A 25,385-nucleotide genomic window follows, 5' to 3' on the forward strand; every position below is an offset into this window, starting at 1 on the left:
GTCATCTACCAAAACTTTTGTGATATTCATTTTGTAATGGGAATTGTAATGTGAATTTTGACCCCTGATCCAGGATTGAACTCACATATATAGCGATTCCAAGACTTTCAGCAGCATTTTGTGCTAAATAAAGTCCCATTCCAGTTGATTGTACAGATTCACGACCGATTGTTCCTGTATATGACTTTTGAAAGATCCGGGGTAAATCTTCGGGACGGATGCCGATTCCACAGTCCTCGATATGCAATAGCAAGTGCCCTGAATCGTCTACTTCTGTATGTATGGTAATTTCACTATTATCGCGACTATACTTGATTGCATTTGATATGATTTGACGCACGATAAAGGACAACCATTTTTTATCGGATATGACTTCCCGTTCTAATCCCTCTGTTTGAAAACCAATTCCCTTTTCCATACACCATGTTTGAAACTCCCGTATCTCTTTGAAAACTACTGATTTTAATATCAACTTCTCTAAACGATTATCCTTTTCTATAGATGATAGTCTTGTATGATGGAGTTGTTGGTCAAGTAATAAATGTGTTCTCATCCACTCATTCTCAAGTCTATGCCGCAGTTTTATGTCATCAACCTGTTCAATCATTAACTTTAGTGCCGTGAGAGGTGTTTTCATTTCATGTACCCAGGCGAGTAGGGCTTCCGTATCTTCCAGAAGCTTGACATTCGATTGATTTAATAAGATTTCTTTTTCTTCAATAACAGTTTGAAACTCTTCAAAGTACTTTCTTTGAAATGGCGATAAAGATGTATCCTCCGAGTTTAAAAACTCTCTAGGGTTCGACAAATTTCCCAGGAAATGAGCCAACCCTTGAGTTTCCTTGAAGTAGCGCCAAATTAGAAAAAATACAACCAATATTATTGTGACGATATTAAAGTAGCCAGTTGATATTCCTGAAAATCCTGCGTCCAGAAAGAATACTATATTAATAAACGAAATCAGCAGGAAAATGAAAAATATCCAAGCCCAACGCTCTTTTAAAAATAATAAAAAAACCATTTGTCACCTCTATACAGTAGTTGCCATATAACCGAGTCCCTTTTTAGTAACAATAACATCCTTGAGACCAATCTCTTCCAGCTTTAATCTTAAACGATTTATATTAACAGTTAATGTATTATCGTTAACAAATCGCTCATCATCCCAAAGTTTACGCATCAGTTCATCTCGTGAAACCACTTTATCCAATTGCTGCAGTAGTAATCTTAATATAAACAACTCGTTCTTCGTCAACTCACAGGATTTATCGCCCAATAGAACTGTGCCTTTGCTATAGTCTACCATCGCATTATTCCAACGCATCAGTTCTGCTTGTTCTTCAGTATAGTCATATGTACGCCGTAGGATAGCTTGTACCTTTGCTAATAAAACATCCATATGAAATGGTTTCTGTATAAAGTCATCTGCGCCCATCTGCATCGCCATGACCATATCCATTGGATGATCACGAGAAGATAGAAAGATAATAGGCACTTTTGAAATCGTACGAATTTCCCTACACCAGTGGAAACCATCAAAAGCAGGTAATTGTATATCGATAATCACTAACTGTGGTTTTTCTTCGATAAAATAATCCATCACCTTTTGAAAGTCAGGAGGCCCGATGATTTGCATGTCCCAGCTGATAAATCGTTCCTGTATCATTCCAAAAATTGATTGATCATCTTCAATTAATAGTAATTTCGTTACCATATCACCACTCCTCATTCTTATTGTAACACTGGGAGAAGAAATTAAGGGAATATTTTACAACGTATTTTGCATTAGTCATTTTGAAATAAAAAAAACCAATTCGCGGGCGTCCCCACGAATTGGTCGGAAAGTTTAATAATAAACTTAATTATTTTTGGATTGAAGCTACTACTCCAGCTCCAACAGTACGGCCACCCTCACGGATAGAGAATTTAGTACCTTCTTCAAGAGCGATTGGAGAGATTAACTCAACGTTCATTTCGATGTTGTCACCAGGCATTACCATTTCAACGCCTTCTGGTAAGTTGATAACACCAGTTACGTCAGTTGTACGGAAGTAGAACTGAGGACGGTAGTTAGAGAAGAATGGAGTATGACGTCCACCTTCTTCTTTTGATAAAACGTAAACTTCTGCTTTAAAAGTAGTGTGTGGAGTGATTGATCCTGGTTTAGATAATACTTGTCCACGTTGGATGTCTTCACGAGCAACCCCACGAAGTAGAGCACCGATGTTGTCACCAGCTTCAGCATAGTCTAATAATTTACGGAACATTTCTACACCAGTTACAGTTGTAGATTTAGCTTCTTCGTCGATACCAACGATTTCTACTACGTCACCAACTTTAACTTGACCACGTTCTACACGACCAGTAGCAACTGTACCACGACCAGTGATAGAGAATACGTCCTCTACTGGCATCATGAATGGTTTGTCAGTTTGACGTTCTGGAGTTGGGATATATTCGTCAACAGCGTTCATTAATTCAACGATTTTTTCTTCCCATTCTGGTTCACCTTCAAGAGCTTTAAGAGCAGAACCTTTGATTACTGGTAGATCGTCACCAGGGAATTCGTATTCAGAAAGTAAATCACGTACTTCCATTTCTACTAATTCTAATAACTCTTCGTCATCAACCATATCACATTTGTTTAAGAATACTACTAAGTAAGGTACACCTACTTGACGTGATAAAAGGATGTGCTCACGAGTTTGTGGCATTGGGCCGTCAGCAGCAGATACTACTAAGATACCGCCGTCCATTTGAGCAGCACCAGTGATCATGTTTTTAACATAGTCAGCATGTCCTGGGCAGTCAACGTGTGCATAGTGACGAGATTCAGTTTCATATTCTACGTGAGAAGTGTTGATTGTGATACCACGCTCTTTTTCTTCTGGAGCGTTATCGATATCAGCGTATGATTTAGCTTCTCCACCCATTTTTTTTGAAAGAACTGTAGCGATTGCAGCAGTTAATGTAGTTTTACCATGGTCAACGTGTCCGATTGTACCAATGTTAGCATGCGTTTTCGAACGGTCAAATTTTTCTTTAGCCATTAGAGTTAGCCTCCTAAATATGAGTTTATTATTTTTTTATGTTATAACTGCTGGCTGAGAAGGGCCCTTAACAGCCAGTCAATCATAGCTTACAAATTATTTATACTTGATACAAGATGAAATTTCAATTATTCACCTTTATTTTTTTTGATGATATCTTCTGAAATTGATTTTGGTACTTCTTCATAGTGATCGAATACCATTGAGAATACACCACGACCTTGAGTTGCAGAACGTAATGTAGTCGCATAACCAAACATTTCAGCAAGTGGTACCATTGCACGAACAACTTGAGCGTTACCGCGAGCTTCCATACCTTCTACACGTCCACGGCGAGAAGTGATGTTACCCATGATATCACCAAGGTATTCTTCAGGAATTACTACTTCAACTTTCATAACTGGTTCTAAAAGAACTGGGTTACATTTTGAAGCTGCAGCTTTAAGAGCCATAGATGCTGCGATTTTGAAGGCCATTTCGTTTGAATCGACATCATGGTAAGAACCATCATATAATTTCGCTTTAATGTCGATTAATGGGAAGCCAGCGATAACACCGCGGTCAAGAGAGTCACGAAGACCTGCTTCAACAGCTGGAATGTATTCACGTGGTACTACCCCACCAACGATTGCGTTTTCGAATTCGAAACCTTTACCTTCTTCGTTTGGCGAGAATTCAATCCAAACGTCTCCGTATTGTCCACGACCACCAGATTGGCGTGTGAATTTACCTTGTACTTGAGCTGAACCACGGAAAGTTTCGCGGTAAGAAACTTGTGGTGCACCCACGTTAGCTTCTACTTTGAACTCACGTTTCATACGGTCAACTAAGATATCAAGGTGAAGCTCACCCATACCAGAGATGATTGTTTGACCAGTTTCTTGGTCAGTATGTGCACGGAAAGTTGGATCTTCTTCTTGAAGTTTTTGTAAAGCTTGACCCATTTTATCTTGGTCAGCTTTTGATTTTGGTTCTACAGATAAAGAGATAACTGGCTCTGGGAATTCCATAGACTCTAAGATAACAAGATTTTTCTCGTCACAAAGAGTGTCACCAGTAGTAGTATCTTTTAGACCTACTGCTGCAGCGATATCTCCAGCGAATACTTTCGAAATTTCTTCACGAGAGTTAGCGTGCATTTGCAGGATACGACCTACACGTTCACGTTTACCTTTTGTAGAGTTTTGTACGTATGAACCTGAATCTAGGATACCAGAGTACACACGGAAGAAAGTTAATTTACCAACATAAGGGTCAGTCATTACTTTGAACGCTAATGCTGAGAATGGTTCTTCATCGCTGGAATGACGTACCATTTCATCACCAGTGTCAGGATCGATACCTTTAATTGCTTCTACATCAGTTGGAGCTGGTAGATAGTCAATTACAGCATCAAGCATTAATTGAACACCTTTGTTTTTGAATGCTGTACCACAAATTACTGGGTAGAATTGTACAGATAATGTAGCTTTACGGATACCAGCTTTAAGCTCTTCAAGAGTGATTTCTTCACCAGCGAAGTATTTCTCCATTAAATCTTCATCAAGTTCTGCAACAGCTTCTACTAATTTTTCACGGTATTCTTCAGCTTGCTCTTTATATTCTTCTGGGATTTCACGTACTTGGATATCAGTACCAAGGTCGTTACCATAGAAGATTGCTTTCATTTCAACTAGATCGATAATTGCTTCAAACTCATCCTCAGCACCGATTGGTAATTGAATTGGGTGAGCGTTAGCTTGTAGACGATCTTTAAGAGTTCCTACAGAATATAGGAAGTCTGCACCGATTTTATCCATTTTGTTAACGAATACGATACGTGGAACTCCATAAGTTGTAGCTTGACGCCATACAGTTTCAGTTTGTGGCTCAACACCTGATTGAGCATCAAGTACTGTTACCGCACCATCAAGTACACGTAAAGAACGTTCAACTTCTACAGTGAAGTCTACGTGTCCTGGTGTGTCGATAATGTTAACGCGGTGACCATTCCATGCAGCTGTTGTTGCAGCAGAAGTGATTGTAATACCACGTTCTTGCTCTTGCTCCATCCAGTCCATTTGAGAAGCACCTTCGTGAGTTTCACCGATTTTGTGGATCTTACCAGTGTAATAAAGGATACGCTCAGTTGTTGTTGTTTTACCAGCATCAATGTGAGCCATGATCCCAATATTACGTGTATTCTCTAGTGAGAATTCGCGTTTCATAGGAAATTTCTCCTTCCATATTGGGTGTAACTATTGTTTGAATATATATTTAAATCTACGTACTAGCAAGCAGCTAGCACGTAGTTTAAATTACTACCAACGATAGTGTGCGAATGCTTTGTTTGCTTCTGCCATTTTGTGCATATCTTCACGTTTTTTAACTGAAGCACCTGTGTTGTTAGATGCATCAAGGATTTCGTTAGCTAAACGCTCTTCCATAGTTTTTTCACCACGAAGACGAGAATAGTTAACTAAATAACGAAGACCTAAAGTTACACGACGTTCTGGACGAACTTCAACTGGTACTTGGTAGTTAGAACCACCAACACGGCGAGCACGTACTTCAAGAACTGGCATAATGTTGTTTAAAGCAGCTTCGAATACTTCAATAGGATCGTTACCAGAACGTTCTTTAACTAATTCGAACGCACCGTATAAAATCTTTTCAGAAGTACCTCTTTTACCATCAATCATCATTTTGTTGATTAAACGAGTTACTAGTTTTGAATTATAAATTGGATCTGGTAACACGTCACGTTTGGAAACAGGACCTTTACGAGGCATGTGTTTTCCTCCTTTCGAAAATTATCTCTTTTATATAATCAAGTTGCCATTTCTAATTGCTGTTGTTCTGAATCGTGCGCACGTTTCATATGAATTCAAAACACATACAAATTATATAGGCTTTGTATTATTTTAGGGAACTAAATTATTTTTTCTCTTTTGGACGTTTTGTACCGTATAGAGAACGTGATTGCATACGGCCGTTTACACCAGCAGTATCAAGAGCACCACGTACGATATGGTAACGTACCCCTGGTAAGTCTTTTACTCGTCCACCGCGGATTAATACTACGCTGTGTTCTTGTAAGTTATGACCTTCACCAGGAATGTAAGCTGTAACTTCAATTTGGTTAGTTAAGCGTACACGAGCATATTTACGTAACGCTGAGTTAGGTTTTTTAGGTGTCATAGTACCAACACGAGTACAAACACCACGTTTTTGTGGAGAGTTAACATCTGTTAAAGATTTTTTAAAGCTGTTATATCCCTTGTTTAACGCTGGTGAATTTGATTTCGTAGTTTTGGATTTACGAGGCTTACGTACCAATTGGTTAATTGTAGGCATCGGTTTTTCCTCCCTTCATTTATTCCTTTTTAATACCACACATCCAGGTGGTTCATTTTTAGGGTAAAAACAAAGTCTTTGTGTTCTATACACAAAAACTAACTTGCAGCGATTGCAACAACCGCAGCTCCAACGTGAATACCACAAGCTTTGCCAAGTTCTTTTTTCGACTCAACGAGACTCACTGGTACGCCGACTTCTTTTGCAAGAATAACCACTGGATCGGTTACCCAATTGTCTGCATCGAGTGCAACAAAGAGTTCTGTAACTTGACCAGCCCGGATTGCTTTCACTGCTTGCTTTGTACCTATGATTGTTTGACTAGCCTGTTTCACTCTTTCATAAGACATTTTCATATCCTCCAAAGTACAGACAGTTAACTATCAACCTTAAGTATATTAACATTATCAATTTAAACTGTCAAATATTTTTATTAAAATTCTCTTGGGAGATAAATAATCTCCCAAGGAATTTTTAATTTTCATTCATGCAATATGAATAATTATTCTGCTGAAGTAAGTTCTTCCAGCTCTTCTGTTTCTTCGATCCGAATTTGGCGGTAACGCTGCATACCAGTACCAGCTGGAACAAGTTTACCGATAATTACGTTCTCTTTCAGACCTAGAAGTTCATCACGCTTACCTTTAATTGCAGCATCCGTTAACACACGAGTTGTTTCTTGGAATGATGCAGCAGATAAGAATGATTCCGTTTCAAGGGAAGCTTTTGTAATACCCAGGATAACAGGGCGACATGTTGCCGGTGCTTTACCGCTCAGGATTACATCTCTGTTCGCCTCGGAGAATTGGTGAATATCCAGTAATGAGCCAGGTAATAACTCTGTATCGCCCGCTTCGATTACACGAACTTTACGAAGCATTTGGCGTACCATTACTTCGATATGTTTATCTCCAATTTCTACCCCTTGCATACGGTATACTTTTTGTACTTCTTTTAGTAAGTATTCTTGTACAGTGGCAACGTCCTTAACTTTTAATAATTGTTTTGGATCGATTGAACCCTCTGTCAGAATTTGTCCAGGTTTGATGAAATCGTCTAGTTGTACTTTCAAGCGAGCATTATAAGGCGCTTGGTACTTACGAGTTTCGATTTCCCCTTGGATGGTAATTTCTTTTAAGCCTTCACGAATTTCTTCAATCTCAGATACCTTACCTGTAATTTCAGAGATTACCGCTTGCCCTTTAGGGTTACGTGATTCAAAAATCTCTTGGATACGTGGAAGACCTTGAGTGATATCGTTTCCGGCTACCCCACCAGTATGGAATGTACGCATTGTTAACTGTGTACCAGGCTCACCGATGGATTGAGCAGCGATAATACCAACTGCTTCACCAACTTCAACCTCTTCCCCTGTTGCCAGGTTAATACCATAACATTTTTTACATACACCATGTTTTGTATTACATGTGAATGCAGAACGGATTGTCACTTCAGTGATACCCGCATCTTCAATAACGCGAGCAATATCTTGAGTGATCAATTCATCACGCTCTAGAATGACAGCATTAGTTTCCGGATGGTAAATGGTTTTCTTCGTATGACGACCGATAATACGCTCATCTAATGTTTCAATCACTTCCGTACCTTCCATTAAGGCACCGATAGTTAAACCGCGGTCAGTTCCACAATCGTCTTCGCGTACGATAACATCCTGTGCAACGTCAACTAAACGACGAGTCAAGTAACCTGAATCGGCAGTTTTTAATGCTGTATCGGCCAGACCTTTACGAGCACCGTGAGTAGAGATGAAGTATTCCAATACCGTTAAACCTTCACGGAATGAAGATTTGATTGGAAGTTCGATAATACGACCAGCCGGGTTGGCCATTAATCCACGCATACCTGCAAGCTGCGTAAAGTTGGATGCATTACCACGGGCACCAGAGTCACTCATCATGAAGATTGGGTTTGTATCTGGCAGAGAGTCCATCAGTTTAGATTGGATCTCATCTTTAGCGGCAGACCAGCTTGAAATGACACGGTCATAGCGTTCTTCTTCCGTAATTAAACCACGGCGGAATTGAACCATTACTTTGTCAACTTTTTTCTGCGCTTCTTCTAGAATTTCATTTTTCTCCGGTAAAACCACGATATCAGAGATTGCAACTGTAATACCAGCTTTAGTTGAATATTTAAATCCTAGGTCTTTCATGCGGTCAAGCATTTTAGACGTTTCCGTAATATGGAATCGTTTAAATACTTCTGCGATGATATTTCCTAAGAACTTCTTACGGAATGGGCTAATTGTTTTAACAGAAGCAAAATGTTTTACTAACACTGCTCGACGCTCAGCCTCAACTTTTTCGCTTTCTGAAAGCTCATTGAATCCTTCAGTTGCTTGAAGTTGCTGTAATGTTTCTTCATCAATCGTTAAAGAGGTAAAGTATTGTTCTGGTGTTTTTTGCTCTAGGTTTACATCAGTTGGTTCATTAATATAAGGGAATGATTCAGGAAGAATTTCATTGAATATTACCTTACCAACAGTCGTTAACAGGAACTGATTATTTTGTTCTGCTGTAAATGTTGGGTTGTTTAATGAACTTGCTTTGATTGCAATACGTGTGTGCAAATGCACATTACCTGTTTGGTAAGCAATAAGCACTTCATCTGAACCATAGAAAACAGAACCTTCACCGCGTGCTCCTTCACGCTCAAGAGTTAAGTAATAGTTTCCTAATACCATATCCTGAGATGGAGTAACAACCGGTTTACCATCTTTAGGGTTTAAGATGTTTTGAGCAGCTAACATAAGTAGGCGAGCTTCTGCTTGTGCTTCGGCTGATAATGGAACGTGTACCGCCATTTGGTCACCATCGAAGTCAGCGTTATAAGCTGTACATACTAATGGGTGCAGACGAATCGCACGGCCTTCTACTAATGTTGGCTCGAATGCTTGGATACCAAGTCTGTGAAGCGTCGGTGCACGGTTAAGCAACACTGGATGCTCACGGATAACATCTTCTAAAACATCCCAAACTTCATTGTGCAAACGTTCAATTTTACGTTTTGCACTCTTGATGTTATGGGCAAGGCCACGCTCAACAAGCTCTTTCATTACGAAAGGCTTGAATAACTCGATCGCCATTTCTTTTGGAAGACCACATTGGTACATTTTTAAGTTTGGACCTACTACGATAACCGAACGACCTGAATAGTCTACACGTTTACCAAGTAAGTTTTGGCGGAAACGACCTTGTTTCCCTTTTAGCATATGTGAAAGGGATTTTAAAGGACGGTTACCAGGACCCGTAACAGGACGACCACGACGACCATTATCGATCAGTGCATCGACCGCTTCTTGCAGCATACGTTTTTCATTTTGTACGATGATGCTTGGCGCACCAAGGTCCAGAAGACGTTTTAAACGGTTGTTGCGGTTAATAACACGACGATATAAATCGTTTAAGTCAGAAGTTGCAAAACGACCGCCATCTAATTGCACCATAGGACGAAGCTCAGGTGGAATTACTGGTAGTACATCTAAAATCATCCATTCTGGTCTGTTGCCGGAATTACGGAATGACTCGATTACTTCAAGGCGTTTGATCGCACGAGTACGACGTTGACCTTGAGCCGATTTCAATTCTTCTTTTAGAGTGTTCGTTTCACCTTCTAGATCAATTTGTTCCAGAAGTTTTTTAATTGCCTCTGCGCCCATTGCTGCTTCGAAAGTAGCACCGAATTTTTCTCGGTATGCACGATACTCTTTTTCTGATAAAAGTTGTTTTTTATCTAGACTTGTATCGCCAGCTTCGATTACAACATATGAAGCGAAGTAGATTACTTCTTCCAATGCACGAGGTGACATATCAAGAATAAGTCCCATACGGCTTGGAATACCTTTGAAATACCAGATATGTGAAACAGGTGCTGCAAGTTCAATATGTCCCATACGTTCACGACGAACTTTTGCACGAGTTACTTCAACACCACAGCGGTCACAAACTACACCTTTATAGCGAACTCGTTTGTATTTACCACAGTGACATTCCCAGTCTTTAGTAGGTCCGAAAATTCGTTCACAGAACAGACCATCTTTTTCTGGTTTTAACGTACGGTAGTTGATTGTTTCAGGTTTTTTTACTTCTCCATAAGACCAAGAACGAATCTTGTCTGGTGAAGCCAAACCAATTTTCATATATTCAAATTCATTAACGTCTATCAAGGAGCCTACCTCCCTTTAGTATAAGTCCTCTAACGACTTTTCGAAGCTCAACAATTAATTCATTTATTTAAAGTTAAAAATCGGGCAGGCAGAATATTCTTCCTCCTGCCCGATGCATAAAGACTATTCTACAGACTCTACAGCATCTTCTTTTTCACTAGCAGGTAAAATATTTAGTGCATCAGTTGGTTGAAGCTCATCTTCGTCGTCCAAGTCGCGCAGTTCAACTTCTTCGTCATTGATTGTTAACATTTTTACATCTAAGCCTAGTGATTGAAGCTCTTTGATTAATACTTTGAAAGACTCTGGAACGCCTGGTTCCGGAACGCTTTCACCTTTAACAATTGCTTCATAAGTTTTTACGCGTCCAACAACATCGTCTGATTTGATTGTCAAGATTTCTTGAAGAGTATATGCAGCACCGTATGCTTCAAGTGCCCATACCTCCATCTCACCAAAACGTTGTCCACCAAACTGCGCTTTACCACCTAGTGGTTGTTGTGTAACAAGTGAGTAAGGACCAGTTGAACGAGCGTGAAGTTTATCATCAACCATGTGGGCTAATTTAATCATATACATGATTCCAACAGATACACGGTTGTCTAATGGTTCACCTGAGCGACCATCATAAAGGATCGTTTTACCATCACGGTTCATACCTGCTTCTTCCATCGTTTCCCAAACATCTTGCTCATTGGCTCCATCAAATACTGGTGTAGCCATATGAAGACCTAAGTAACGAGCAGCCATACCTAAATGAAGCTCCAATACTTGTCCGATGTTCATACGAGAAGGTACCCCAAGTGGGTTTAACATGATATCAACAGGTGTTCCATCTGGCATAAACGGCATATCCTCTTCAGGTAAGATACGAGAGATTACCCCTTTGTTACCGTGACGTCCGGCCATTTTGTCCCCAACGCGGATTTTACGTTTTTGAACAATATAAGCACGCACTAATTGGTTAACACCTGGTGGCAATTCATCGCCATCTTCACGATTGAAGACTTTAACATCTAGTACAATACCGCCTGCTCCATGAGGTACGCGTAGAGATGTATCGCGAACTTCACGAGCTTTCTCACCAAAGATAGCATGTAGTAAACGTTCTTCAGCCGTTAACTCAGTTACTCCCTTAGGTGTTACTTTACCTACCAAAATGTCGCCGTCTCGAACTTCCGCACCAATACGGATAATTCCACGATCATCTAGGTTGCGAAGAGCGTCTTCACCTACGTTTGGAATATCGCGAGTGATTTCTTCCGGTCCTAGTTTTGTATCACGGGATTCTGATTCATATTCTTCAATATGAACTGAAGTATAAACGTCGTCTTTAACAAGACGTTCGTTCATGATGACAGCATCTTCATAGTTGAAACCTTCCCAAGTCATGAAGGCAACTAATACGTTACGGCCAAGTGCAAGTTCACCAAGTTCCATGGAAGGACCATCAGCTAAAATGTCTTTTGGTTTCACGCGATCGCCAACTTTAACAATCGGGCGTTGGTTAATTGAAGTACCGTGGTTTGAACGAGTGAATTTTTGAAGTTTGTATTTCGTTAATTCACCTTTAACTTCTTTACCATCAATTTCTTCAATACGACGAACGTGGATCGAGCGAGCTTCAACATGTTCAACAATTCCGTGGAATTTATTGACAACAGCGGCTCCTGAGTCACGAGCATCAACATGTTCCATACCAGTACCAACGAATGGAGCTTCCGGATTTAATAATGGAACTGCTTGACGTTGCATGTTCGCACCCATTAATGCACGGTTAGAGTCATCGTTTTCCAAGAATGGGATACAAGCTGTCGCAGCAGAAACTACTTGTTTAGGTGATACATCCATGTAGTCAACACGGTCTCTTTTGAAAACAGTGTTATCCCCACGGAAACGCCCTAAAACTTCTTCATTTACAAATGAACCATCAGGATTTAATGGTGAGTTTGCTTGCCCAACGATATAGTTATCTTCTTCATCAGCAGTTAAGTAATCGATATGTTCCGTTACTTTACCTGTTTCAGGATCCACACGACGGTATGGAGTTTCAATGAAACCAAACTTATTCACTTTTGCGAATGAAGATAGCGAGTTGATTAACCCAATGTTTGGACCCTCCGGCGTCTCGATCGGACACATACGACCATAGTGGGAGTAGTGAACGTCACGTACTTCCATACCAGCACGCTCACGCGTTAAACCACCAGGCCCTAATGCAGAAAGACGACGTTTGTGCGTTAACTCTGCCAACGGGTTTGTTTGGTCCATGAATTGCGATAATTGAGAGCTTCCGAAGAACTCTTTAATTGAAGCAATAACAGGACGAATATTGATTAATTGTTGAGGTACGATAGACGCTGTGTCGTTAATAGACATACGTTCACGTACAACACGCTCCATACGGGATAAACCGATACGGAATTGGTTTTGTAACAGCTCACCTACAGAGCGCAAGCGACGGTTACCTAAATGGTCGATATCATCTGTATTTCCTACGCCATATAATAAGTTGAAGAAATAAGACATTGAAGCAATTACATCAGCAGGTGTAATATTCTTCACTTCTTCATCAATATAAGCGTTTGAAATAATATTGATTTCTTTTTGTGCTTCATCATTCGGCGCGAAGATTTTAATTGACTGGATTGTTACGTCTTCTTCTAATACACCACCAACTTGGGACAGTGTACGGAAGCCGATTCCATTTTCTAAATAAGGAATGATGCGATCCAGATTACGGCGGTCTAATGTAGTACCCGCTTCAACTAAAATTTCTCCTGTTTCAGGATCCACAAGAGTTTCTGCAATCGTTTGGTTGAATAAACGATTTTTGATGTGAAGCTTTTTGTTCATTTTATAGCGTCCAACGTTTGCTAAATCATAACGTTTAGCATCGAAGAAACGAGAATATAATAAGCTTTTTGCACTTTCAACCGTTGGTGGTTCACCAGGACGAAGACGCTCATAGATTTCTAAAAGCGCTTTTTCAGTGCTGTCAGTATTATCTTTTTCAAGCGTATTTCTCAGGAATTCGTTGTCACCAAGAATATCAATGATTTCTTGATCGGAACCGAATCCTAAAGCACGCAATAATACTGTAACCGGCAATTTACGTGTACGATCAATTCGTACATAAACTACATCTTTCGCATCTGTTTCATACTCTAACCAAGCACCACGGTTTGGAATTACAGTAGCACCAAAGCCTTTTTTACCGTTCTTATCAGTTTTATCATGGAAGTAAACGCTTGGAGAACGAACTAATTGTGAAACAATTACGCGTTCGGCACCGTTAATTACAAATGTGCCTGTTTCAGTCATTAATGGGAAATCCCCCATGAAAACATCTTGCTCTTTCACTTCATCTGTTTCTTTGTTGTGGAGACGTACCTTTACACGCAATGGAGCTGCATAAGTTACGTCGCGTTCTTTACACTCATCCACATCATATTTAGGTTCACCTAAACTATAATCGATGAATTCAAGTGAAAGATTGCCTGTAAAATCTTCGATTGGAGAAATGTCGCGGAACATCTCACGCAACCCTTCTTCAAGGAACCACTCGTAAGATGCTGTCTGAATCTCAATTAAATTCGGAAGCTCCAGCACCTCTTTAATACGCGCAAAGCTTCTACGCTGGCGGTGTTGTCCGTACTGAACTAGTTGACCTGTCAACTCATTCACCCCTCATTAAAGCGATAATAGGTCTTTGCAAAATCATCTAAATGGTGTATGATTTCGAAAGACAAAAAGAAAACGAGTCTTTTCTCAAGAATCATTTTCGGTTAAACTAAACTTATTCGTGGTAAGTATACCCATATAAATTGCATTGCATACAAAAGGGCAAACTCCCACAAAATAATAATTTTGCATTTTATTATGTTATCATAGGCGTTTTGTCAAGTCAATATTTTATACTCTGGGAACTTTGTTTCCATCTACTTTTTAACATTGATAAAAAAGAATTATTTTTTTGCTCGTATAATCCAATAACCCTTCTTCTTCTCGACTACTTCAACTTCTGCAAACTTTTCTTCCAAATAATTCATCGTAGATGGCGCACCTTGTTTCTTTTGGATAACAATCCACAATTCCCCGCCAATCGCCAGCTTCTCATAAGCACCGTCATAAAATCTAAAAACAGTTTCCTTGCCTGCACGAATTGGTGGATTTGTTAAAATTGCGGCCACTTGTAATCCTTCTTCTACAGAAGCAAGACCATCACTTTCAAAAATTCGTACATTTTGAACTCCGTTTATTTGCGCATTTTTCTTCGATAGCGCAACCGCTCTTTCATTGATATCCATCATATGGACGATACGGTCTTGGTACTGTTTTGCAATTGACAGTCCGATCGGCCCATAACCGCAGCCAACATCCAAGATTGCACCTTCCATTTCAGGAGCTTGAAACGTTTCAATTAAAACACGGGATCCAAAATCTACTTCGCTTTTACTAAAAACTCCCGAATCCGTTTCAAATACAAACGTATTTCCGAGTAACGTAAATTTCCATTGGCGTGGTTTACTTTCAGTTTGAGGCTTATTTGAATAATAGTGTTCAGACATCTGCACGTGCCCTCCTCAAAGAAAATGAAGAAAGCCCGTCAAAAAGACGAGCTTTCTTTATTTATTGAAAATAAGGTAATAAGAAATTATTTAACTTCGATTGAAGCGCCAACTTCTTCAAGTTTAGCTTTCATTTCTTCTGCTTCTTCTTTAGATACGCCTTCTTTTAATGCTTTAGGAGCGTTATCTACTACTTCTTTAGCTTCTTTTAAGCCAAGACCAGTGATTTCACGTACCACTTTGATTACTTTGATTTTTTGGTCACCAGCAGATGCTAGTACTACGTCAAATTCAGTTTTTTCTTCAGCAGCAGCTGCACCAGCGCCACCTACTACTGCTACAGGAGCAGCAGCTGTTACACCGAATTCTTCTTCGATTGCTTTTACTAAATCGTTTAACTCAAGAACTGTCATAGCTTTGATAGCTTCTAAGATTTGATCTTTGTTCATTTTATTTTCCTCCTATATGGATGTTGTAATTTTATTAGGCGATTTGCCCTAGGTTTGTTGTTTTGAAGTTTAGGCTGCTATTAAGCACCTTGTTCTTCTTTTTGCTCTGCAACAGCTTTTGTTGCAAGGGCGAAATTGCGCATTGGCGCTTGAAGTACAGATAAAAGCATAGATAGTAAACCTTCGCGTGATGGAAGTTCAGCAAGAGCTTTCACATCATCAGCTGAAGATACGTTACCTTCGATGATACCTGCTTTGATTTCAAGAGCTTCGTTCTTTTTAGCGAACTCGTTGATGATTTTCGCTGGAGCTACTACGTCTTCGTTAGAGAACGCAACAGCGTTTGGACCAGTTAGGAATTCGTTGATTCCTTCAACACCAGCGATTTCAGATGCACGACGAGTTAAAGTGTTTTTGTATACTTTGAACTCAACACCCGCTTCGCGAAGTTGTTTACGAAGTTCTGTAACTTGACCAACAGTTAAACCACGGTAATCCACTACAACTACAGAAGCTGCAGCTTGGAATTTATCAGCGATTTCTTGTACAACTGCTTTTTTTGTTTCGATTACATTGCTCATGATTGACACCTCCTATTAGAATGGGTCATTTATACCGACAAAAGAAAAGCCTCTAGCCATACAAAGTAGACTAGAGGCGGAAAATTCATCATCTTAAAAGAATCCGATTTCTGTGTCCTCGGTAGGGAAATTTAAGTGCATAGCACCCCTACTGTCTACGGTACAAATGGATATTCACAACGTCATCCATCTTATCAAGAAAGATAATTGTTGTCAACATTATTTATAAATTACTTTATATTATTATTTTACAACTACGCTAGCAGCATCAATTTTCACTGATGGTCCCATTGTTGATGTAACATTTACAGATTTCATGTAAGTACCTTTAGCTGCTGCAGGTTTTGCTTTTTGAACTACGTCAAATACAGCCAAGAAGTTTTCAACTAATTTTTCAGTTTCGAATGAAACTTTACCGATAGGAGCGTGGATGATACCAGCTTTGTCAGCGCGGTATTCTACTTTACCAGCTTTAATTTCGTTGATTGCTTTAGTTACGTCAAAAGTAACTGTACCAGTTTTAGGGTTTGGCATTAAACCTTTAGGTCCTAATACACGACCAAGTTTACCAACTTCACCCATCATGTCAGGAGTTGCAACGATTACATCAAACTCGAACCAACCTTGTTGGATTTTGCTGATGTATTCTGCATCGCCTACATAGTCAGCACCAGCTGCTTCAGCTTCTTTAAGCTTGTCGCCTTTAGCGAATACTAATACGCGTTGAGTTTTACCAGTACCGTTTGGAAGCACTACTGCTCCACGGATTTGTTGGTCATTTTTACGAGTATCGATACCAAGTCTGAAAGCAACTTCAACTGTCGCATCAAATTTTACTGTGCTTGTTTGTTTTGCTAAAGCGATTGCTTCTTCAGCAGTATATAAAGTTGAACGATCAACTAATTTAGCTGCTTCTTGCAGTCTTTTACCTTTTTTTACCATTATAATTTCCTCCTTGATTGTGGTTATAGCGGATATTCCTCCCACGAATAGAGGTTGCGCTTGTTCCCAAAGAACTTACCGCAACCTCCAAAAAACAAAAGCCTTCTAATCATCAAGTAAACCAGATATTCGTTACGAATTAGTCTTCGATAACGATACCCATGCTGCGTGCTGTACCTTCAACCATCGCCATAGCTGATTCAACTGAAGCAGCGTTTAGGTCTGGCATTTTTTGTTCAGCGATTTCGCGCACTTTATCACGTTTAACCGTTGCAACTTTTTTACGGTTAGGTTCACCTGATCCAGATTGGATACCTGCTGCTACTTTAAGTAACACTGCTGCAGGTGGAGTTTTTGTAATGAAAGTGAAAGAACGGTCTTCGAAAACTGTGATTTCAACTGGGATAATTAAACCAGCTTGATCAGCAGTACGAGCATTGAACTCCTTACAGAATCCCATGATATTAACACCTGCTTGACCTAATGCAGGACCAACCGGTGGAGCTGGATTAGCTTTACCAGCAGGGATTTGAAGTTTTACAATTTTAATAACTTTTTTAGCCACGAGACACACCTCCTTAAGTCCGTGATGTGGTAATTGGGTTGCCCCTCCCACTCAATATCTGTCTGTCAGCTAATTGCCGATAACATTAAAAGATTAATTTTCATTGACAAACTATCCTTGGACAGTCTGACCTATGAAATGATACCACTTTTAATTTATATAAGCAAGTATAATCTTATTGAAAATTACTTAACGTGCACAAGCACTATAATTTTTGAATTTGTTCAAAGTCAAGTTCCATCTTTGTTTCGCGGCCGAACATATCGACACTAACTTTAACTTTTCCTTTGTCTACATCGATTTCTTCTACTTTACCTTGGAAATGAGCAAACGGTCCTTCCAGTACTTCGACTACTTCGCCGACAGTTATATCCAATTCGCCAACTGTTTTTTTCGAAATACCCATTTGACGCAGCAAACGATCCACCTCTTCAGGTAATAGAGGTGTTGGTTTTGCCCCACCGCCCGAAGAACCGATAAATCCTGTCACACCCGGCGTGTTACGCACAACATACCACGACTCATCAGTCAAGATCATTTCCACTAAAACGTAACCAGGGAAAACTTTACGCATTACCGTTTTCTTTTTACCGTCTTTTAGATCTGTTTCTTCGTGTTCTGGAACAATTACGCGGAAGATATTATCCTGCATCCCCATTGTTTCAACACGTTTTTCAAGATTTGCTTTCACACGATTTTCATAACCTGAATAAGTATGAACTACATACCATCTTTTTTCCATATCGTTTGCCGGACTAAATGTCCGTCCCTCCTTTATCATCACATACGTCCTAGTGAGCTTTTATATAAATACTAAAGAAATTTAGTTGAATCATTATATAATATATCCCTCATGCTTTTGGCGGTAGAGCGTATTTTTTGTTTAATATAAACCTAAAACAAATGAAAAAAACCCGTTAACATTCAAAGACGGGCCATTTTCAAAATATTAACAATTCAATTTATAAATCGATATACCAGCGGAATAGTTCCGAAACACCTAAGTCAACCAGCACAAAAAAGATAGCCATAACAATTACTGTTGAAACTACGACAACTGTATATTTTGTAAGCTCTTTACTTTTTGGCCAGCTTGTCTTCCTCATTTCAGACATTACATCTGATAGAAACTGTTTAATCTTGCCCATTCTAGCTTAACCTCCGAACAAATCATCTATTCTATGTTTCAATCTAATTTACTAAATCAAATGCGAAATGGCGGTAATTGTTCGCCGAAAATTTTTGAATACATTCGATAAACTTCGCAACATCCACGTATAACTTCAATTTTGCAGTTTGAATACGTATAGAGTTATAGAACGATTCGTATTCATTGGAAGTAGCATTATCGAGTTTGCTTATGCACCGTATGTTCATTGCAATGTGAACAAAACTTTTTCAATTCGAGGCGTTCATTTGCACTGGCTCTTTCAGGAACTGAATAGTTTCGGGAACCACATTTTTCACAACATAAAACAATTTTTTTTGGCATTTTTGAGAATTCACCTATTTTTTGCATTTTGTCTTTTAAAGACTAACACCTAAACCTATTGCTGTCAATAAGGGCATAGTTTTGCTCTAGCTCTGCTCACCTATTTCCAGGTGACGCTCAAGCTTCCGTTTTACACGTTGGAGAGCATTATCAATCGACTTGACGTGACGATTCAATTCTTCGGAAATCTCATTATAGGATTGTCCATCTAAGTATAAGGCTAGAACTTGTTGTTCCAGCTCACTCAAAATTTCGCCTATTTTTTCTTCGAGATGAGAATATTCCTCCCGATTGATCATTAAATGTACCGGGTCCTCCGACTCTGAACTAATGATGACATCCATTAATGTTCTATCAGATTCTTCATCATAGATTGGTTTATCAAGAGAAACATAGGAATTAAGCGGGATATGCTTTTGACGCGTCGCTGTTTTAATTGCAGTAATAATTTGACGTGTAATACAAAGCTCCGCAAACGCTCTGAAAGAGGACAGCTTGTCCCCCTTAAAATCTCTTATCGATTTATATAAACCTATCATTCCTTCTTGAATGATATCTTCCTTATCTGCTCCAATCAAAAAATAGGAGCGCGCCTTCGCTTTGACAAACAGTCGATATTTCGTAATTAAGTAATCTAACGCCTCTGTATTCCCATGATGTACTTCTTCAATAAGCTGTTCATCTGAAAGGTCTTCAAATCGTTGCAACACTTGTGTTTGACTCTCTTTTAGCATCGGCATCACCCCAGAACGTTCGTATAGTGTTAGGAATAGTATAACGGAACTGGAAAATATAGGTCAACCTAGTTATTTTAAACCTCTTCTCCATTTCTCAAAAGCTAGCTCTACTTCTTTCGATAATTGAATCCTAGATTTCGGTTTTTCTTCATGGGTTGTTTTAACTGTTTGCGTGATATTCGATTTAATAATTTCCATTTCGATTTCTAGTTCCCTCGCCGACTTGCGAAGGGCACCATTTCCGAAAATGACGTTTTGCTCTGTCATATCGGAAGTAGCTACATAGATTTGTATTTTGCGTCCCTTTAACTCATTTGTCAGTTTTTCGATTCGTTCATCGGCTGTTTCGTTTTTTCTAGTATAAATGATTTCAACCGCGCTTTGTACATAGGTTTGTTGCACTCCAGGAACCAGGTGGGCATCAAACACAACAATCACTCGCCCCCCCATGGCAGCTTTGTATTCTGCCATGAGTTCCAGCAAGCGATTGCGTGCTTCTTCAAAATTTGTATCTCGGAGAGGGCGCAATTCCTTCCATGCCCCAATCATATTGTAGCCGTCAACAATTAAAATTGTTTGCATGATACAACTTAACCATTCTTCTCTTGGCGTTTGCGGTAAACTTCATACATTAAAAGGGCAGCAGCTACTGAGGCATTTAATGAATTTACATGTCCAATCATTGGCAAGTGATACAAAAAGTCGCATTTATCTTTTAATAATCTACTCATACCGCGGCCCTCACTGCCGATAATTACTGCCAATGGCAAGGTTGCATCCATTTTACGATAATCGGCTGAGCCTTTTGCGTCGGTCCCGGCAATCCACACACCGTTGTCTTTCAATTCATCGACCGTTTGCGCCAGATTTGTTACTCGAACAACCGGCACATGTTCGATTGCACCTGTAGAGGCTTTTGCAACAACCGCTGTTAATCCCACCGCACGTCTTTTCGGAATAATGATGCCATGAACACCAATTGCATCCGCTGTTCGCATAATAGAACCTAGGTTATGGGGATCTTCAAGTTCATCAAGGATAAGGAAAAATGGATCTTCGTTTTTTGCCTTCGCCGCCTCAAATAAATCAGCCAACTCTGCGTACTTATATGCTGCAACTGAAGCGACAATCCCTTGATGGTTTTCGCTAGATAATTGATCTACCTTTTTTTTAGGAACAAACTGCACAAGTATTCCCCGCTCACGGGCTAAGTCCAATAACTCGTTAACGCCGGTCTTCTTTACGCCTTCAGCTATCCAAAGCTTATTGATTTCCCTTCCGGAACGCAGTGCTTCAAGCACCGGGTTTTTTCCAGCAATCATTTCATTATTGTGTTCAGTCATTACGAAGCCCCCTTTGATTGCTCAACTATTATTATTGCATATTCGATTATTTCATTGACTCGTTCATATTGCTTTGTAAGATAGAGACTACCTAAAACCGCTTCAAATCCAGAACTGTTTCGATAGGTTTGTACATCTGTATTTTTTGGAACCGAACCCGATTTTGCATTGCGTCCTCTTTTGAAGACTGCAACCTCTTCTTCTGTTAAATAATCTTCATCCATTAAGCGATGGATAATCATAGATTGAGCTTTGGCTGATACATAATTTGTCGCTTCTTTATGTAGCCGATTCGGCTTTGCTCGTCCATTTAAGAGGAGATGCTCCCGAACCTTTTGTTCGAGAACAGCATCTCCCATATAAGCCAACGCTAGCGCGTTTAGTTGTTTTACATCTTCTATACGGAGTTGCATCATCTTATAAACCCCGTTTCCAACGTGTACCTTGACGTGTATCTTCCAAAATAATATTCATATTCAAAAGTTGGTCACGAATTTCATCTGAACGAGCAAAATCGCGATTTTTGCGCGCCATGTTGCGTTCTTCGATTAATACTTCAATTTCCTCGTCCAGCAATTCATTTTCCACTACGAATTTAATGCCCAGGACGTCACCAAGTGCATCGAACGTTTCTATAAACTCTTTCAATACATGCTCTTCTGTATTTGCTTCATTTAGGTAAGTATTTGCAATACGCGCCAGTTCAAACAAAGTAGAGATTGAATTGGCCGTATTGAAATCGTCGTCCATCGTAATTTCAAATTCCTTTTTCACTTCAAGGATTTTATTCAAATATTCTTCACCGTTACTAGATAGGTTCGTCGAAGCTGTTAATCGGTACTGAATATTAGAATAAGCAGTACGCAGTCTTTCTAATCCTGCCTGAGCAGACTCGACTAAATCTTGCGCAAAGTTAATCGGATGACGATAATGTACAGATAGCATAAAGAATCGCAATACTTGCGGGTCGATCTGTTGGCGGATATCGTTTACTAACACGAAGTTCCCAAGTGATTTCGACATCTTCTCATTATCAATATTAATATACCCATTGTGCATCCAGTAACGCGCAAATTCTTTTCCTGTATAGGCTTCCGATTGGGCAATTTCATTTTCGTGGTGAGGGAACGTTAAATCCTGCCCTCCAGCATGGATATCGATTGTATCACCCAAATGTTCTCGTGCCATTACCGAGCATTCAATATGCCATCCTGGGCGTCCTTCACCGAAAGGACTTTCCCACTTGATCTCGCCTGGTTTTGCAGCTTTCCAAAGAGCGAAATCCAGGGGATCCTCTTTTTTCTCACCAGCTTCAATACGGGCACCCACTTTTAAGTCATCAATCGGCTGATGCGATAATTTCCCATATCCATCAAATTTACGAGTGCGGTAATACACATCTCCCTGTGATTCGTACGCATATCCTTTTTCGATTAATACACCGATAAAATCAATAATATCTTGCATATGGTTTGTTACACGGGGATGTACGTCTGCCTTTTTGCAGCCAAGAGCGGTAATATCCTCAAAATACGCGTCGATAAACCGATTTGTTAGCTCGAAAACATCCTCACCCAATTCATTTGCCGCTTTGATGATTTTGTCGTCCACATCTGTAAAGTTTGAAACGTATTTTACATCATAGCCTTTATATTGGAAGTAGCGGCGAACTGTATCATAGACAATAACCGGGCGTGCATTCCCGATATGGATAAAGTTATATACAGTCGGGCCGCATACATACATTTTTACTTTTCCTTCTTCAAGCGGGACAAATGGTTCCTTTTGTCTCGTCAAGGAATTAAATATTTGAATTGCCATTTTACTCTCTCCTTTTGATAGCTTCTTAAAGCCTTTTTAGATTGTTTTTACTAAAATAAATTCGAAGCAAATTTAAATAAAAAAACGCCCCTATCTTTTCATATGAAAAGACAGAGACGCTATTATACGTGGTTCCACTCTGATTGAAAGCATTGAATACTTAAATAAAATGCTTTCCGCTCGAAAGTCCGTTAACGCCGGACGACTCGACTCGCTTACTGAAGTTTCGGCTGAGTGCTCAAAGGTGCATTTCCATAAATCAGTGGCCCAGGTCACTTTCAGCCGATGATGACCCTCTCTTTTGCAGCATGAGTTATGTACTTCTCCTTATCAACGCTTTTAATTATGAATTCATACAATTACGACTTAAAGTAATTTCATTTTACAATAGGTTTACCAAAAGTCAATTAATTGAGATGCCTACTTTACGTATTTTTCAATACGGGCAACCGCTTTTTCTTTCCCGATCAAGGCAATGGCTTCGGGTAGTTCCGGTCCATGTGTTTGACCTGTTGTTACAACACGGATTGGCATGAACAGGTTTTTCCCCTTGTGCCCTGTCTCTTTTTGAACCGCTTTAATAGCAGCTTTAATGGAAGGTGCATCAAAGCTTTCAAGTGCTTCCAGCTGTCCTTTGAAGGAAGTCATTACTTCTGGAATTTGTTCACCAGCCAGTACTTCTTTCGCCTCTTCATCATATTCGATTTCTTCCGTAAAGAATAAGCTTGATAGCTCCACGATTTCTGCACCAAAGCTCATTTGGTTATGATAAAGGCCAACTAAAGCTGTTGCCCATGCTTGTTGCTCTTCGTTTAGTTCCTCTGGAAGTAAACCGGCCTTCTGCAAGTGAGGTAAAGTTAATTCAACCACTTTTTCTAAAGGCAGCTTTTTAATATATTGATTGTTCATCCATGTTAGTTTATTTTTATCAAACATGGATGGTGACTTCGAAAGACGCTTTTCATCAAAGATTTCGATGAATTGTTCTTTCGTGAAGATTTCCTCTTCTCCTTCCGGCGACCAACCTAAAAGGGCAAAGAAGTTAAACATTGCTTCCGGCAAGTAGCCAAGCTCTTTATATTGTGTAACGAATTGAATGATTGACTCATCACGTTTTGATAACTTTTTGTGGTCCTCATTCACGATCAATGTCATATGACCGTATTGTGGATACTCCCAATCAAAGGCATCAAAAATCATCATTTGTTTTGGTGTATTCGATAAATGTTCTTCTCCACGGAATACATGAGTAATGTCCATAAAATGATCATCTAAAACAACGGCATAATTATATGTCGGGATTCCGTTCGCTTTTACAAGTACCCAGTCACCAATATCCTTTGATTCGAATGTTACATCACCACGCACTAGATCCGTAAAGCGGTAAGTTGTGTTTTCCGGTACACGCATACGAATTGTGTATGGAATACCTTCAGCTTCTTTTGCAGCAACTTCTTCTTTTGTTAAGTGACGGCATTTTCCATCATAAGTAGGTGCCGCTACACCTTTTGCTCTTTGAGCTTCACGTGAAGCTTCCAGCTCTTCAGATGTACAGAAACATTTATAAGCAATTCCACGCTCCAATAATTCTTCAGCATGTTTCGTATAAACATCCAAACGTTCCATTTGGCGGTACGGTGCGTACGGTCCACCGATATCAATCGACTCATCAGGAGTAATGCCTAACCAACGCAGGTTATCAAGCTGAGACGCTTCTCCACCCTCTACATTACGTTCAATATCTGTATCCTCAATACGAACGATAAATTTACCGTTGTGATGTTTTGCAAATAAATAGTTAAATAATGCCGTACGTGCTCCACCAATGTGTAAAAATCCTGTTGGACTTGGCGCATAACGAACGCGAACTTCCTTCGTCATAATAATTGCCTCCTACTATTAGTTCAAAAAGTTTGTTATATATATTGAGAAATCGGAATCTAAAACTCTTCCCATGTTAACCTTGTACATTTTACCACTCAAGGATAAGAATGAAAAGTGAGACACGAAATGTGAAGAAGGCTCGCCCAGCCGTGAAAGAAACTGGAGGGGCTGACAAAAGGACGCTCTTTGTCCTTGCAGGCAGCACCAAAGTTTCCGAGCGGTTAGCCCGCGCAACTAGACATAACGAAATGTGGAGAACGCTCGCCCAGCTCTGACAACAACTGGCCGACAACAACGCCACGTCGTGTGGCATTGTCGGCACTTGCACATCCGTGTGCGGCGGCGGAGTTGACAAAAGGACGCTCTCTGTCCTTGAAGACTGCACCGAAGTTTCCGAGCGGCTAACTTGCACATTCAGAGAATGGCCG

At 39.8% G+C, this 25,385-nt stretch carries 23 protein-coding genes and 2 other annotated features; all 23 genes read right to left on the bottom strand.

Annotated features, from left to right (window positions below; all coding sequences use genetic code 11):
* Position 1: 1 nt before the first annotated feature.
* On the bottom strand, positions 2-1,021 hold the full coding sequence (locus QYB95_RS10790) for a sensor histidine kinase (RefSeq protein WP_301138342.1): 1,020 nt from the start codon (positions 1,019-1,021) through the stop codon (positions 2-4).
* A gap of 9 nt (positions 1,022-1,030) precedes the next feature.
* Positions 1,031-1,714: a response regulator transcription factor gene (locus tag QYB95_RS10795; RefSeq protein WP_301138343.1), complete on the bottom strand. Its 684-nt coding sequence runs from the start codon at positions 1,712-1,714 to the stop codon at positions 1,031-1,033.
* A 148-nt stretch (positions 1,715-1,862) separates the two neighbouring features.
* Positions 1,863-3,050 (bottom strand): elongation factor Tu, encoded by a 1,188-nt coding sequence (gene tuf / locus QYB95_RS10800; RefSeq protein WP_301138344.1) that lies wholly within the window; start codon positions 3,048-3,050, stop codon positions 1,863-1,865.
* Between the two features lie 128 nt (positions 3,051-3,178).
* Positions 3,179-5,257 (bottom strand): elongation factor G, encoded by a 2,079-nt coding sequence (gene fusA, locus QYB95_RS10805; protein WP_301138345.1) that lies wholly within the window; start codon positions 5,255-5,257, stop codon positions 3,179-3,181.
* Positions 5,258-5,350: 93 nt separating this feature from the next.
* A complete protein-coding gene (gene rpsG / locus QYB95_RS10810) occupies positions 5,351-5,821 on the bottom strand; it encodes a 30S ribosomal protein S7 (protein WP_036200764.1) in 471 nt (156 codons plus the stop codon).
* A gap of 145 nt (positions 5,822-5,966) precedes the next feature.
* Positions 5,967-6,386: a 30S ribosomal protein S12 gene (gene rpsL / locus QYB95_RS10815; protein WP_036200765.1), complete on the bottom strand. Its 420-nt coding sequence runs from the start codon at positions 6,384-6,386 to the stop codon at positions 5,967-5,969.
* 98 nt (positions 6,387-6,484) lie between these two features.
* Positions 6,485-6,736, bottom strand: coding sequence for a ribosomal L7Ae/L30e/S12e/Gadd45 family protein (locus QYB95_RS10820; RefSeq protein WP_036200766.1), 252 nt, complete (start codon positions 6,734-6,736; stop codon positions 6,485-6,487).
* A gap of 152 nt (positions 6,737-6,888) precedes the next feature.
* Positions 6,889-10,572 carry a DNA-directed RNA polymerase subunit beta' gene (rpoC, locus tag QYB95_RS10825; RefSeq protein ID WP_301138346.1) on the bottom strand — a complete coding sequence of 1,228 codons (3,684 nt, stop codon included), beginning with the start codon at positions 10,570-10,572 and terminating at the stop codon, positions 6,889-6,891.
* A 123-nt stretch (positions 10,573-10,695) separates the two neighbouring features.
* On the bottom strand, positions 10,696-14,259 hold the full coding sequence (gene rpoB / locus QYB95_RS10830; protein ID WP_301138347.1) for a DNA-directed RNA polymerase subunit beta: 3,564 nt from the start codon (positions 14,257-14,259) through the stop codon (positions 10,696-10,698).
* Positions 14,260-14,540: 281 nt separating this feature from the next.
* Positions 14,541-15,143, bottom strand: a complete 603-nt coding sequence (locus QYB95_RS10835) for a class I SAM-dependent methyltransferase (protein ID WP_301138348.1) — start codon at positions 15,141-15,143, stop codon at positions 14,541-14,543.
* Positions 15,144-15,229: 86 nt separating this feature from the next.
* The gene (gene rplL / locus QYB95_RS10840; RefSeq protein WP_036200771.1) at positions 15,230-15,592 is read right to left on the bottom strand and encodes a 50S ribosomal protein L7/L12; all 363 of its coding nucleotides are present in this window, start codon (positions 15,590-15,592) and stop codon (positions 15,230-15,232) included.
* 80 nt (positions 15,593-15,672) lie between these two features.
* On the bottom strand, positions 15,673-16,173 hold the full coding sequence (gene rplJ, locus QYB95_RS10845; protein WP_301138349.1) for a 50S ribosomal protein L10: 501 nt from the start codon (positions 16,171-16,173) through the stop codon (positions 15,673-15,675).
* 33 nt (positions 16,174-16,206) lie between these two features.
* Positions 16,207-16,352, bottom strand: a sequence feature (ribosomal protein L10 leader region).
* A 64-nt stretch (positions 16,353-16,416) separates the two neighbouring features.
* On the bottom strand, positions 16,417-17,115 hold the full coding sequence (gene rplA / locus QYB95_RS10850) for a 50S ribosomal protein L1 (RefSeq protein ID WP_301138350.1): 699 nt from the start codon (positions 17,113-17,115) through the stop codon (positions 16,417-16,419).
* A 139-nt stretch (positions 17,116-17,254) separates the two neighbouring features.
* On the bottom strand, positions 17,255-17,680 hold the full coding sequence (gene rplK / locus QYB95_RS10855) for a 50S ribosomal protein L11 (RefSeq protein WP_137730352.1): 426 nt from the start codon (positions 17,678-17,680) through the stop codon (positions 17,255-17,257).
* A 205-nt stretch (positions 17,681-17,885) separates the two neighbouring features.
* Positions 17,886-18,422 (bottom strand): transcription termination/antitermination protein NusG, encoded by a 537-nt coding sequence (nusG, locus tag QYB95_RS10860; RefSeq protein ID WP_301138467.1) that lies wholly within the window; start codon positions 18,420-18,422, stop codon positions 17,886-17,888.
* Between the two features lie 220 nt (positions 18,423-18,642).
* Positions 18,643-18,828, bottom strand: a complete 186-nt coding sequence (secE, locus tag QYB95_RS10865) for a preprotein translocase subunit SecE (RefSeq protein WP_301138351.1) — start codon at positions 18,826-18,828, stop codon at positions 18,643-18,645.
* Between the two features lie 197 nt (positions 18,829-19,025).
* Positions 19,026-19,172, bottom strand: a complete 147-nt coding sequence (gene rpmG, locus QYB95_RS10870) for a 50S ribosomal protein L33 (protein WP_301138352.1) — start codon at positions 19,170-19,172, stop codon at positions 19,026-19,028.
* Positions 19,173-19,258: 86 nt separating this feature from the next.
* Positions 19,259-19,906 carry an RNA polymerase sporulation sigma factor SigH gene (gene sigH / locus QYB95_RS10875; protein WP_036200780.1) on the bottom strand — a complete coding sequence of 216 codons (648 nt, stop codon included), beginning with the start codon at positions 19,904-19,906 and terminating at the stop codon, positions 19,259-19,261.
* A 72-nt stretch (positions 19,907-19,978) separates the two neighbouring features.
* Positions 19,979-20,491 (bottom strand): NYN domain-containing protein, encoded by a 513-nt coding sequence (locus QYB95_RS10880; RefSeq protein ID WP_301138353.1) that lies wholly within the window; start codon positions 20,489-20,491, stop codon positions 19,979-19,981.
* An 8-nt stretch (positions 20,492-20,499) separates the two neighbouring features.
* On the bottom strand, positions 20,500-21,252 hold the full coding sequence (gene rlmB / locus QYB95_RS10885; protein WP_301138354.1) for a 23S rRNA (guanosine(2251)-2'-O)-methyltransferase RlmB: 753 nt from the start codon (positions 21,250-21,252) through the stop codon (positions 20,500-20,502).
* The gene (locus QYB95_RS10890) at positions 21,252-21,668 is read right to left on the bottom strand and encodes a Mini-ribonuclease 3 (protein WP_301138355.1); all 417 of its coding nucleotides are present in this window, start codon (positions 21,666-21,668) and stop codon (positions 21,252-21,254) included. The genes rlmB and QYB95_RS10890 overlap by 1 nt, the downstream gene beginning before the upstream one ends.
* Before the next feature lies 1 nt (position 21,669).
* Complete coding sequence (gene cysS, locus QYB95_RS10895; protein ID WP_301138356.1) at positions 21,670-23,073, bottom strand: cysteine--tRNA ligase; 1,404 nt, start codon at positions 23,071-23,073, stop codon at positions 21,670-21,672.
* 109 nt (positions 23,074-23,182) lie between these two features.
* Positions 23,183-23,416 (bottom strand) — a binding site (T-box leader).
* Positions 23,417-23,493: 77 nt separating this feature from the next.
* On the bottom strand, positions 23,494-24,954 hold the full coding sequence (gene gltX, locus QYB95_RS10900) for a glutamate--tRNA ligase (RefSeq protein WP_301138357.1): 1,461 nt from the start codon (positions 24,952-24,954) through the stop codon (positions 23,494-23,496).
* Positions 24,955-25,385 lie beyond the last annotated feature (431 nt).

It is taken from the genome of Ureibacillus aquaedulcis (genome assembly GCF_030418165.1).
Taxonomy (GTDB): Bacteria; Bacillota; Bacilli; order Bacillales_A; family Planococcaceae; genus Ureibacillus; species Ureibacillus aquaedulcis.